Annotated in this window: 14 protein-coding genes; 11 read left to right on the forward strand and 3 right to left on the reverse strand. The window is 45.3% G+C overall.

What is annotated here, in order from left to right:
- Positions 1-86 precede the first annotated feature (86 nt).
- Entirely contained in the window at positions 87-1,361 is a 1,275-nt protein-coding gene (gene urtA / locus AC58U0_RS26360; protein ID WP_047681507.1) for an urea ABC transporter substrate-binding protein, read from the reverse strand.
- 283 nt (positions 1,362-1,644) lie between these two features.
- Here urtA and AC58U0_RS26365 point away from each other — a divergent pair, with 283 nt between their 5' ends.
- The 8 genes from AC58U0_RS26365 to AC58U0_RS26400 all read left to right on the forward strand — a co-directional run bounded on the left by AC58U0_RS26365 (position 1,645) and on the right by AC58U0_RS26400 (position 8,221).
- A complete protein-coding gene (locus AC58U0_RS26365) occupies positions 1,645-1,947 on the forward strand; it encodes an urease subunit gamma (protein WP_029194808.1) in 303 nt (100 codons plus the stop codon).
- Positions 1,948-1,977: 30 nt separating this feature from the next.
- Positions 1,978-2,361 (forward strand): urease subunit beta, encoded by a 384-nt coding sequence (locus tag AC58U0_RS26370; protein WP_497381855.1) that lies wholly within the window; start codon positions 1,978-1,980, stop codon positions 2,359-2,361.
- Between the two features lie 13 nt (positions 2,362-2,374).
- Complete coding sequence (ureC, locus tag AC58U0_RS26375) at positions 2,375-4,057, forward strand: urease subunit alpha (protein WP_497381904.1); 1,683 nt, start codon at positions 2,375-2,377, stop codon at positions 4,055-4,057.
- Between the two features lie 41 nt (positions 4,058-4,098).
- Entirely contained in the window at positions 4,099-4,824 is a 726-nt protein-coding gene (locus tag AC58U0_RS26380; RefSeq protein ID WP_497381856.1) for an urease accessory protein UreF, read from the forward strand.
- Positions 4,825-4,879: 55 nt separating this feature from the next.
- Positions 4,880-5,539, forward strand: a complete 660-nt coding sequence (gene ureG / locus AC58U0_RS26385; protein ID WP_497381857.1) for an urease accessory protein UreG — start codon at positions 4,880-4,882, stop codon at positions 5,537-5,539.
- Positions 5,532-6,386: an urease accessory protein UreD gene (locus AC58U0_RS26390; protein WP_497381858.1), complete on the forward strand. Its 855-nt coding sequence runs from the start codon at positions 5,532-5,534 to the stop codon at positions 6,384-6,386. The genes ureG and AC58U0_RS26390 overlap by 8 nt, the downstream gene beginning before the upstream one ends.
- Before the next feature lie 207 nt (positions 6,387-6,593).
- Positions 6,594-7,571: a heme o synthase gene (cyoE, locus tag AC58U0_RS26395; RefSeq protein WP_497381859.1), complete on the forward strand. Its 978-nt coding sequence runs from the start codon at positions 6,594-6,596 to the stop codon at positions 7,569-7,571.
- A 17-nt stretch (positions 7,572-7,588) separates the two neighbouring features.
- Positions 7,589-8,221 (forward strand): SCO family protein, encoded by a 633-nt coding sequence (locus tag AC58U0_RS26400; protein WP_497381860.1) that lies wholly within the window; start codon positions 7,589-7,591, stop codon positions 8,219-8,221.
- Positions 8,222-8,242: 21 nt separating this feature from the next.
- On the opposite strand, the gene AC58U0_RS26405 is transcribed toward AC58U0_RS26400, so the two are convergent.
- Together AC58U0_RS26405 and AC58U0_RS26410 are read right to left on the reverse strand one after the other, a co-directional pair.
- Positions 8,243-8,596, reverse strand: a complete 354-nt coding sequence (locus AC58U0_RS26405) for a toprim domain-containing protein (protein ID WP_497381861.1) — start codon at positions 8,594-8,596, stop codon at positions 8,243-8,245.
- Between the two features lie 169 nt (positions 8,597-8,765).
- Entirely contained in the window at positions 8,766-9,932 is a 1,167-nt protein-coding gene (locus tag AC58U0_RS26410) for an MFS transporter (RefSeq protein ID WP_497381862.1), read from the reverse strand.
- A gap of 321 nt (positions 9,933-10,253) precedes the next feature.
- On the opposite strand from AC58U0_RS26410, the gene AC58U0_RS26415 reads away from it, so the two are divergent.
- The 3 genes from AC58U0_RS26415 (at position 10,254) to AC58U0_RS26425 (ending at position 12,772) form a co-directional block, all read left to right on the forward strand.
- Positions 10,254-10,688, forward strand: coding sequence for a hypothetical protein (locus tag AC58U0_RS26415; protein WP_497381863.1), 435 nt, complete (start codon positions 10,254-10,256; stop codon positions 10,686-10,688).
- Positions 10,689-10,728: 40 nt separating this feature from the next.
- Positions 10,729-11,877: a transglutaminase domain-containing protein gene (locus tag AC58U0_RS26420; RefSeq protein ID WP_497381864.1), complete on the forward strand. Its 1,149-nt coding sequence runs from the start codon at positions 10,729-10,731 to the stop codon at positions 11,875-11,877.
- A gap of 172 nt (positions 11,878-12,049) precedes the next feature.
- Positions 12,050-12,772, forward strand: coding sequence for an HAD-IA family hydrolase (locus AC58U0_RS26425; protein WP_497381865.1), 723 nt, complete (start codon positions 12,050-12,052; stop codon positions 12,770-12,772).
- The last annotated feature ends 6 nt before the right edge of the window (positions 12,773-12,778 follow it).

Genomic DNA, 12,778 nt, shown 5'->3' on the forward strand with positions numbered 1-12,778 from the left:
ACTTATCGTGTGAAACATATAAATTCGTATATTTTGGTGAAAATCCAGGACTGTCGTTAGGCAGTCCTGGCTCCAATAACTAATTTTTATTTTTTCGTTACTTCTCCGCCCCAAGGGTATGTTTTGAGGAACGGATCTGGTTTGAGTGGTTGGCCGGAGTTCCAAATTTCTTTGATTTGGCCATCAGCCGTAATTTGACCGATACGTGCCGTTTTGGAAATATGCTGGTTCTCTCCATCAATAACCACTTTACCTTCAGGTGCGTTAAACTCGATACCTTTGGCAGCAGCTTTCACTTTCTCTACCTCAAAGGATCCTGCTTTCTTAACCGCTGCAGCCCATAAATAAACGGCTGTGTAACCAGCTTCGATCGGATCATCCGTTACGCGGTCTTTGCCGTATTTAGCTTTATAAGCTTCAACGAATTTTTTATTCTCAGGCGTATCTGTTGTCTGGTAGTAATTCCAGGCTGTATAGTGTCCATCCAGGACAGATGCTCCAATACCGCGAACCTCTTCCTCAGCGATACTTACGGACATTGTTGTTAGATCCTTGGATGAAATGCCTGCATCTTTCAATTGCTTGAAGAAGGCTACGTTACTGTCGCCGTTCAGCGTATTGAAAATAACATCTGGCTTCTCTTTTTTGATTTTACTAATGATTGTATTGTAGTCTGTGTGTCCAAGTGGTGTGTATTCTTCGGCAACTAGCGATCCGCCTTCAGCTTTCAACTGCTCTTTAATAATTTTGTTGGCTGTTCTTGGGAATACATAGTCGGAGCCGAGAAGGTAGAATTTCTTGCCTTTGTTTTGCAGAAGCCAAGTTACTGCTGGAATAATTTGTTGGTTCGTTGTTGCGCCAATGTAGAAGATATTAGGTGATGATTCCACGCCTTCATACTGTACCGGATACCACAGTAAACCTTTGTTTTGTTCGACGACCGGAAGCACGGCTTTGCGGCTGGCCGATGTCCAGCAGCCAAAGATCGTTACGACGCTGTCTTTTTGCAGTAACTTCTTCGTTTTCTCTGCAAAAGTCGGCCAATCGGATGCACCGTCTTCAATCACGGGCTTGATTTTTTTACCTAAGAGTCCCCCAGCTGCATTAATTTCGTCAATCGCCATAAGTTCAGCATCTCTTACAGATACTTCGCTAATGGACATGGTGCCTGTGAGTGAGTGAAGAATCCCAACAGGTACTGTTTCATCCTTCGTTTCCGCTTTAGCTTCTGCGGCTTTGGTAGCCATAGGTGTAGTTGTCGTGGATGTAGTTGGCTCCGTCTTTGCACAGCCAGCCATGACCATCATCAAAGCCATACTCAAAGCGACTGTGAGCTTACCTTTGTTTCGTATCTCTCTCATTCACGTCCCACTCCCTTTGTTTACAAGATTTGGATTACAAGGCTTATGATAAAGTGCGAAACAAGTTAGTGTCAATATACATGACATATATAAAGGTTTTTTTGTTAATGGTGCACAAAAATTAGGTATTCCTTTGTGAAAATCACATAAAATACGAAAAAAGACTTCAGAAATTGTTGTTTTGATGTCATTAAATCTAACATTAATGATTTACAATCGTGGAATACACGAATATAATAAGGATAAAGGATTACCATTATTCGGATTTTAATGAGGTGAAGATGTGCATTTAACGGAGAGAGAAAAAGAAAAGCTGCTCATTACTGTGGCTGCTGATCTTGCACGCCGAAGACTTGCCAGAGGCTTGAAGCTGAATTATCCCGAAAGCATAGCGCTGCTAACATCCGAGATTATGGAAGGAGCAAGGGATGGATTGACCGTTGCACAATTGATGGCATTCGGCACAACGATTCTGAGAGCGGAGCAAGTTATGGAAGGTGTACCTCAAATGATTCATGAGGTTCAGGTAGAGGCTACGTTTCCTGATGGTACAAAATTAGTTACCGTACACGAACCAATAACCTAACTATAATGAATAATCGAAAGGGGCGAGAAGATGGTTCCAGGGGAATATCGAACAGTCAAGGGATATATTGAAATGAATATAGGAAGACAAACGATTGATCTTATCGTTACGAACACAGGAGATCGTCCCGTTCAGGTGGGTTCGCATTTTCATTTTTTTGAAGTGAACAGAGCTTTGGACTTCACAAGAGAACAAGCCTACGGCATGCGATTGGACATTCCCGCTGGAACAGCTGTCCGTTTTGAGCCGGGGGAACAGAAACCTATTCAGCTCGTTGAACTTGGCGGAGCCAAACTTTCTTATGGACTAAATAATTTAAGTAAAGGCTTAGCAGCTAAGGGGAATATGTCAAGTGCTGCGAGAGAAAGATGGCAAGCATGGGAGGGAAAGCTCGGTGAATCGAATAGATCGTAAAAGTTATGCGCTGATGTTCGGGCCTACAACGGGAGATGCCATTCGTTTGGCTGATACCGAGCTTTGGGCGCAAATCGAACATGATTACACCGTCTACGGTGATGAATGTAAATTTGGCGGCGGCAAGGTCATTCGCGACGGGATGGGGCAATCCAGCGGTGCTACCCGCGATCAAGGTGTTCTGGATACCCTGATTACGAATGCTGTCATAATTGATCACTGGGGTATTGTCAAAGGTGATATCGGCATCAAGGATGGTCATATCGTGGGTATCGGTAAAGCGGGGAACCCGGACATCATGGATGGCGTGCATCCCAATATGATCGTGGGCGCAAGCACGGAAGTCATTGCGGGTGAAGGTAAAATAGTAACCACGGGCGGGATCGATGCTCACATTCATTTTATTTGTCCCCAGCAAATTGAAACGGCCCTTTCCTCTGGCGTGACGACGATGATTGGTGGAGGAACAGGGCCTGCTACAGGGACGAATGCCACAACTTGTACGCCAGGAGCATGGCACATGCAGCGTATGCTGGAGGCAGCTGAAGCTTTTCCCATGAACTTGGGTTTTACGGGCAAAGGTAATGCTTCTTTTCTAGCTCCGTTGACGGAACAAATTGAAGCGGGAGCTATTGGTTTGAAGCTTCATGAAGATTGGGGAACGACGCCGGCAGCAATTGACACTTGTCTCGAAGCAGCGGACCACTATGATGTTCAAGTAGCTATTCATACCGATACATTAAATGAAGCGGGATTTCTCGAGGATACGCTCGCAGCCATTAAGGGTCGTACGATTCATACGTATCATACGGAAGGAGCAGGCGGGGGGCACGCGCCGGATATTATCCGTGCGGCTGCTGAGCTTAACGTACTGCCGTCTTCGACAAACCCGACACGTCCGTATACGATCAACACGATTGAAGAGCATTTGGATATGCTCATGGTGTGTCATCATTTGGACAGCCGTATTCCCGAGGATGTTGCTTTCGCGGATTCTCGAATTCGCCCGGAAACGATTGCTGCGGAAGATATCCTTCATGATTTAGGTGTCTTCAGCATGCTAAGCTCAGATTCCCAAGCAATGGGGCGGGTTGGCGAGGTCATTATTCGTACATGGCAAACGGCCGATAAGATGAAGAAACAGCGTGGGCCGCTGGCTCCCGATACAGAAGAAGGCGACAATTTCCGGATTAAACGTTATATCGCGAAGTATACGATTAATCCAGCGATTACGCATGGGATTTCGCACCTTGTCGGTTCCATTGAGCCTGGAAAGTTCGCAGATCTTGTCATCTGGAGCCCGATGTTCTTCGGGGTTAAGCCGGATCTTGTGCTCAAAGGCGGCAGCATTGCTTATGCGCAAATGGGAGATCCGAACGCATCAATTCCAACGCCGCAGCCTGTATTTGGGCGTCCGATGTTTGCTGCTTTTGGTAAAGCTTTGACGCAGAGCTCGATTACCTTCGTCTCTCAAGCAGCTTATAATCGCGGCATCGCTGAGAAATTAGGGCTCCATAAGCGTGTTGAGCCTGTGAAAGGGTGTCGCCATATATCGAAGAAAGACATGATTCATAATAACGGTACACCTTCAATAGAGGTAAACCCAGAGACCTATGAAGTGAAAGTTGATGGGGAAGCCATTACTTGTGAACCGGCGACCGAGCTGCCAATGGCGCAGTTATATTTCTTATTTTAAAAGAGTGGGAAGTCCCCGATCGAGGTGACGACATAAAAGCGATGACAACAAAGACAACGACATTCATGGAAGAGATGACGCCGAGGTTTCACTGGCTAGCTTATCAACAGCTTCTAGATTCAGCATTGCCTATTGGCGGATTCTCACATTCCTTTGGTTTGGAAACGCTCGTTCAGCAAGAGCGATTAACAACGATTGAAGAGCTCGAAGCTTATATTCGCACGATGCTCGCTAATAGCTGGGTAACGTCAGATGCGATGGTAATCAAAGCTGCTTATACCCATATTCCAAGAGAGGAATGGGATCAGCTTTGGGAGATCGATCACATGCTGTATGTGCAGCGTGTATCGAGTGAAGCGAGGAGCGGCGTTCAAAAGATGGGCCGCAGGCTTCTTCAGTTATCACGCTCAATGTATCCCGAGCTGAACTGGCTGCCTTTGGACGAAGCTGTGAAAGCCGGCCGCTGCAGCTCCAATCATCCGATTGTCCATGGATGGGTGAGCTATCACCTCGGTGTGCCCGTACATCAAGCGGCGGAAGGCTATCTTTACAGCTGTATCATGACCTGCATCAACAGTGCGCTCAGACTCATGTCCATGGGGCAAACTCAAGGACAAATTCTTCTTGCGAAACTGCTTCCTTTGACCGGAAGCGAGTGGCAGCGTGTAGCGCATTTGGATCCCTTGGATGCGTACACAAATTCACCAGCCGCAGATCTGGCCATGATGCAGCACGAAACGCTGTATTCGCGTTTATTCATGTCTTAATGTTGCAACTCGTAAAGGCAATTATGCCCTAATCATCATTTTAGGAGGAATGACTATGTGTCAAGGTCAAGGTCACCATCACCACCAATGGGAAAAACCAGCGGTGGATCGGAGTCGTCCCATGCGTATTGGTATCGGCGGGCCTGTTGGTTCTGGTAAAACAGCGCTAGTGGAGCGTCTGGCTCGGAAACTCAACAACCGCTACAGTATTGCGGTGATTACGAATGATATCTACACAAAGGAAGATGCCCGAATTTTGATTAGCTCCGAGGCACTGCCCGAGGACCGCATTATTGGGGTAGAAACAGGCGGATGCCCGCATACGGCGATTCGCGAGGATGCTTCGATGAATTTCGAAGCTATAGAAGAGCTGGAGAAGCGATTCGATAATCTCGATATTATTTTCATCGAGAGCGGCGGCGATAACTTGGCAGCAGCGTTCAGCCCAGAGCTAGTGGATCGCTTCATCTATATTATCGATGTCGCCCAAGGGGAGAAAATACCGCGCAAAGGCGGACCTGGCATTATGCGTTCCGATATGCTCATAATCAACAAAATCGATCTAGCCCCTTATGTAGGCGCCAGCCTGGAAGTGATGGATTCGGATACGAAGAAGATGCGCGGCGACCGTCCGTATATTTTCTCAAACCTGATGGGCGGCACAGGGCTTAACGATATTGTCACATGGGTGGAACAGGAGTTCAGCCATGCCTAGCGTGACCGGGGAGATTAAGGCGGAATTTGCAGTACGCAGCGGCTTGACGCAGCTCGTCCACAAATACCACGCCTCCCCGCTCAAAATCGCCAAAACGTTCCGTTACGAGAACGAAACGCTTATCCAGGACGCCCATCCTGCGGATCAATTGGGCGTCTATATGATGGACTGCTCCCCAGGACTCATGTCGGGGGATCATTATGAAATCAACGTGCGCCTTGGGGAGGGCGCACGTGTTTTTCTAACGAACCAATCGTTCACGAAGGTTCATCCGTCTGAGGTTGGTCACGGAAGCACGCAGCGTCAGACGCTGCAATTGGAAGCTGACGCGCTGCTGGAATTCATCCCAGAGCCCTTAATGCTCTATAAGGATGCAAGCCTAGTCGCAGAAATGGATGTTCATTTATCACCAGGGTCAGCCTTGATTTTCTCGGACGTATGTTGCCCGGGACGAACGCAGCGTGGCGAAATATTTCAGTACTCCCGTTATATGAATCGTATGAAAGTTTGGTATGGCAAGGAATTGATTTTTTATCAGAATCAAAGAATTGAACCGCAATCTATGCAGCTATCAGCGCCAGGTTGCTGGGAGCGGGAAACACATCTCGGCAATCTATACATTTTCTCGGATCGACTTAAACAGCTGCATCTCGAGAAAGTACTGGAGAGTCTTGAAAAGCTTGAGGGTATAGAGGTCCGCATTGGAGCCAGTCTTACTTATAAATACGGTTTAATCGTCACCGTAATGGGAAGACATGCTTGGGAATTACAGCTGGCTTTGACGAAGGCATGGCATGATATTCGCCGCAGCTTATTTGCATTAATGCCACTCTTGGTTAATAAATAATAGGACTAAACATGGAAGGGGGCCCTTGGGGGCTCCTTTTTACATAGAAATCGAATGTTCCGATCATTTTCCACGCATACTGGAAGGAGAATCGACAATATGATGACAACTGACTGCACTTCATTGTCAAACGATGTAAGGGTTGGTATGATGAGAATGTTCATTATTCAGTTTGCTCGGAAATTCGACATAGAGGAGGACGTTTACGTGGAAAATCAAGTTAGCTACGAAAGCGTTTCGAACGGTTCGTCACAAGGGACCATTGGGACAGAATCCATAGAAGCAAGCAATATGCAAGCATCGGCTGATCCGGTGACCTTGAAAGATTTCTATCGCTTGGTTAAGCCAGGCATTATTTATTCCAATTTAATGACAGCTTTTGCTGGCTACTGGGTTGCTGCCCGTTGGGATGTAAGCTGGGTACACCTGATTATGACCATGCTAGGAACAGCTCTGGTAATGGCAGGAGGTACGGTACTCAACAATTATTTGGACCGTGAAATGGATGCAAAGATGGAGCGGACGCAAAATAGAGCTCTTCCAAGCGGGAGAATGAGTGCGAATGTCGTTCTATGGTACGGTATTATTTTAGGGACTATCGGTCTGGGAGTCCTATATTTTGGAGCGGAATCGCCTCTTGCAACGTTGATCGGACTGATTGGATTGTTCTTGTATGTTTGGCTTTATACCGCATGGTTTAAGAGAACTTCGGTTTGGAGTACATTCGTTGGGGCATTCTCTGGCGCTACACCTCCCGTTATTGGGTACTGTGCTGTCAGTGGTACGGTTGATCTAGGTGCTATTCTCCTTTTTGCTTTCTTATTCCTCTGGCAGCCTCCGCATTTCTGGGCTCTTGGGATTCGCCGTATGGAAGAATATCGCGCTGCAGGATTCCCGCTTTTACCCGTCGTGAAGGGGACTTACGTGACCAAGATCAGTATGGTGCGTTATGTGGTTTTACTTGTTCCTGTAACTGTGATGTTAACGGCTTACGGATATGTAGGTTACATGTTTTTATTCGCATCAACCATCTTAGGATTGATTTGGGCTTTCATGAGTATTAAAGGCTTTAAGGCAACAGGTGAGGCTGAAGTGGTATGGGCTAAGCGTATGTTCCTGTTCTCACTATTGTATTTAACTCTCTTATCGTTCCTCATGGTCATTGATACCGTGAAAATTAGTTAGAATTGAGGGCTGACGTAATGAGTACGTTTTTAGGAAAAAATTGGTTTAAGCTAGCGCTGGGCGCTATTTTAATCGCCATGATTGCATCATTTGCCTATAAATTATGGGCTAACAGCAGTGAACCGGACCAACGTTTAACAGCAATGAAACAAGCTCCTTCGTTTCAACTGCAGGACTTAGATGGCAAAACTGTTACCTCGCAAGATATGGATGGTAAGGTTAGACTTGTCTACTTCTTTTATTCCTTTTGCCCGGATGTTTGTATGCCGACGACATTCTTGCTTTCTCAGGTTCAGGAATCCTTGAAGAAAAAAGACTTACTGGGTACTAAAGCTGAAATTGTATCCATAACAGTCGATCCAAAGCGAGATACACCGGAAGTGCTTAAAGAATTCGGTAACCGATTTGAATCGAAGCCAGTTCCGGGCGGGTGGACATTCCTCCGTGGTGAGGAATCGAAGATTCACAAGCTTGCTGAAGATTTTGGCATTATGGTGATTAAAGAGAAAGATGGTAATTTCTCGCATTCCAATGCTATTTTGCTGGTTGATCCAAAAGGAAAACTCCGAAATTATTATGATGCAAGCAATCCAGAGTTGGATGTTGATCATATTGTCAAAGATGTCGTGACCTTATCTAAAGGAAAGTAAGTCAATCCTTCATCGTATTAACTATTCAAAAGCAGGGTCTGGAGCGGGGTATTTGATATACTCATCCAGCCCTGCTTTTTCTAATTGCTGAATGAGGTATTCCTCAGGTGTTCCTTCCACGCCAGCATACCCTCTGCGTGTATAGATTTGTTCTGCATCTGGAAACGTTTCTCGCAATAGAAATCGGATCTTTTTGCCGGAAGCGTCATTATCCGTAAATAAGAAAACAGGATGGTCTCCGGCTTTTTTTCTCAGTTCTTCTAAGGTTAATGAGCTGGGGGTACCGAATGTACAGAGGATCATGACACTTTCATCAACGACGCGTTTTAACCGGCTTTTGTCATTTTTACCTTCTACAATAATTACAATCGACATGGGATTTCCTCGCTTTAGGTTTTTTTGTAGTATAACCCGTTTTCGAAAGTGATCCAAGAATTTCATTCGACGATTAGACAAATATGATGGTGTCATTTCCCGGGAAATGACAGGGATTGACAGCGCAAAAAACGGCTTGATAAGCTCAAGCCGCCATTTTATCGGGAATTTACGTCGTGATCGGCGTTTTAAATGTCCGCAGCGGTAAGAGGGAAAGCGCCAGCATTAAGATGAAGAACGCGATGAAGTAAGAGGAAATGTGGTCGCGAAGCTGTCCGGCCATCATTGGACCGATAAAAGCACCGACGGAGTAGGAGATGGAAAGTAGGGAAAAGACGCGTCCATATCGATTGCTGCTTGTTATACCGGCAAGAAGAGCAGCGAGAGCGGGATAAATGACACCTTTCGCCATTCCGATTAGGAAAAGGGAGACGGTGAGCGGTATCGGCCATTGAATGGCTAAACCGAAGAAAACGATCGCAAGCGATATACTTCCACAGACCGTTCGGATGAACGGAGGAATCTTATTTAAGAACCAGAAGCTGATGCTTAACAGGGCGCCTAAGCTGATTAAAGTGAAAAAAACGCCGGACGTTAAAATAGAGTCTCTGGCCGACTGCATAAGTGGAAGCTCAAAGAAAAGAATGCCTTGTGAGCAGGAGAGTGCCATTGGAATGAGAAAGAATAACCATGGAATCGTTACGCTGGCGGGTACATCTGATTCATCACTCAGCATGCCATGACCATGGTGATCTAAGATGGGGGATTTGCTCCCAGTTTGGGCTAAGAGCTGCTGTTCTTTCACACCGAAGATGGCAAGTATGCCTGTGATAATAAGAATCCAACCTAAGACGGAGAAAGCTGTTGTAAAACCGATTTTGGCAACTAATACAGCGCCTGCCGCTGGAGATACCACGGAAGCTAGGGTATGTATGAGACCGTTGCCAGCCATCAGTTTACTTTGATGGATGCGATCCTTAGCTATGCGTGCAAGCAACGATAAGCAGGCAGGAGATAAGAAGGCGAGTACGAATCCGCTAATCGAACGAATGTATAGCAAGTGCCAAGGATCTTTCACATTGGATTGAAAAAGTAAGATGATCCCTGCTACAATCAGGCTAAAGACAATAAAGATTTTACTTCCGTATTTGTCTACGCCATAGCCAGCGATAAGATTCCCAGGCAAGTGTGTGATCGAGTATACGCCCATAATTAGCCCTATAAATGAAGGAGCTGCTCCTAAAGATAAGGCGAAGGGAGAAAGAATCGGGTACTGTGCGTGTAAATCAAAAAAAGCAACAAACATAAATAAGTACAACCAAATAGCCGTTCGCATGTTCTCACCACCTCAATCTTTTAGACTTGTCTCTTCTTAAGATGTACGCCGCTCGTCCCATAGATATGACCTTTCCATATAAATGACACAATTCTGTTTTTAGGAGGCTTTATGGATGCATATGTGATTGTTTTACTCGCTTGCGTGGCTATTTTCCTGGTTTTTCGGTTGAGACAGTCTTTTCGAAAGACGAGAAGTAGAATCGATAAAACAGAGGAGATCGAACGTAAGTTAGCCCTGTTAAGGAAAAAAAGAGATGAAGATTAAGGATTCCCTGTAGTATGATAGGAAGGGACTTTTGGATAAATAGGAGGGGTTAGTTTGGATCAGTGGATTTCCTTTGCGCAGGATCGTTGGTACTTAATTGTGGCCGCTATTATTGTGCTTTTTATCGTGATCGGTATTGTGAAAACTGTGGTGAAATGGATTCTGGTCATTGCGATTGTTGGGGCTCTTGTCGTTTATGGAGCGAGCTATAAGGATAAAATAAAGGATATTGGGGCAAGCGTGGTCTCGCAAGTTGGCGATGAAATCAAAGATAAGGCTGTCAGTACGTTGACCTCGGAAGCCAAAGATGCCCAATTTAAAGCGAATCCCGATGGTTCCTTCCTCATTACGACGAAGAGCTTGAAGGTGGAAGGCAAAGCTGGGACGGATGAAGTACAAGTCACCTTCCTTGGTAAAACGTTTAAGATGAACGCGAATGCAGCCGTTAATGCTTTCATCGAGCAAGCAAAGAAAAACGCGAAGCAGTAAGTAATATAATATGATTATTAAAATAGGATGGTGAGAAATCATGACGGATATGACGTGGTTACAATCAACTTCGATAAATTTAATATCCATCGTGATCGTTCTCACATTTGCAGGCTCTGTCGTTCAAGGATTTTTCCGGGGAGGTTCAGGTTCTGCCAAACATCTTCTGTCTATGCTCGTGGAGGCGGTTATCGTCATCCTGTCCATGTTTATCGCATGGAAAGGGGTCCAGTGGGTATCGCCAATGATTCAAACCTGGCTGAAAGGACAGAATTTACAAATTCCATCCGTAGAGATAAGCATGCTTAAACAAACTTATTATACCGTCATGACGAGTATCCGTGATTTCCCGCTGCTGCGTTTCGGTGTACTGTTTTTACTTGGCTATATGATCGTGAAGCAATTGCTGAACCTATTGGTTGATCCTTTGTTAGGAAGTTGGTTGGCTAATCGTGATCCTTACAGAGAGCGCAGCAACTCTTTTATTAGTTCTGTCTCTGGTGGAGCCATTGGTTCTGTCGCAGGATTCGCTAGGGCGCTCATTCTTATTGCTGTGCTTTTCATTTATGTAACGTTATTCCCGCACTCTTTGGTCACACCTTATATTGAATCATCACAGATGTATCAGAAAGGTGCAAAAGAAGTCATTTCACCCTTCACGGGTGACTTCATTGCCGACAAAGTGCCCGTGTTCACACGTGCTGTTGAACAAGAATTTACGAATATCCTGCAGCGTAAGTATGAAGTTCTAGACGCGAAAATTCCAGGCAATATTTCAGATACAGCCAAAGAAGTAACCGCCAGTGGGAAGACGGATGAAGAGAAGGCCAAGCTGTTGTACAAATGGGTAGGCAACTACGTCAAATATGATTGGAATAAGGTAACTCTTTATGAAGAGAAACGAATCTGGAAGGAACAGACGCCGGAGGATACCTTCAACACCCGCGAAGGGGTTTGTATAGACTACTCCAGGTTGTATGCACAGATGGCCAGATCCATCGGCCTTGATGTGAAAGTTGTGACTGGACTAGGCTATGATGGGCAGGGCAGCTACGGTCCTCACGCTTGGAATGAGGTTTACCTGAAAGAGTCGGATCGCTGGGTACCACTAGATTCCACCTGGGTGGCAAGCGGAGGCAACTGGTTCAATCCGCCCAACTTCGATCAAACTCATGTCAAGGACGCTTAGAAAAGTATTAGTAAGAAGCCTTTCCTTTGGAGATCAAAGGAGGGCTTCTTTTTATATAAGGCGACCGATCTATTAAGGGAAATCATGGATAGATCTGGCGGCTTTTCTCATATGATGATTAAATGTGGTACACTAATAAGATAGGATTGTTTATAAGAATAAGGGAGATTGTATGCGGAAACCACTTCAGGAATATAAGATGATTTACTTAGATGCTGGGGACACTTTACTTACGATTCCAGCAGCCCAAACGATACTCAAACAGTATTTACAATTGCGATCTGTGGATCGTGATGAAGCTCATATTAGTGAACTATTTACGGAAGCATTTCGTCTTTTTTATTATGTGAATAAGCAGGATAATTTCGTGGTTTGCAGTCCAGATTCAGACCGTGAGTTCTGGGTTAATCTATATAAATACGTACTTCATAAATTGGGCATTCACGAGGAGTGGACAGAGGAAGAGATTTATACCTGCTGCCACGAGCTTTACGACATTTACACGGCACCTGAGTATTATGAATTATTTGATGATGTTAAGCCATTTTTAGACGGTTTGAAGGCCCGAGGGTTTCGAATTGGGATTATCAGCAATTTTGCTCCCACCTTGAAAGCCATACTGGAGGATAAGGGGATTTTGCATGATTTCGATCCCGTCATTGTTTCAACTGAAGTTGGTCTAGAGAAGCCAGATCCGGCGATTTTCCAGCTTGCCCTGGACAGGGCAGGGTTAGAGGCTGAGGATATTCTTTATATCGGCGACCATGAAACGAATGATATTTGGGCGCCAAATCAAGTCGGTATCGATGCTGTGCGAATTATCCGTTATTCCTATCATACAGGAGAGGGTATTCATTCCCTGCTCGAGTTGTTCCATGAACAAGCCATAGCATAAGAAAGG

The organism is Paenibacillus sp. J31P190, from assembly GCF_059692075.1.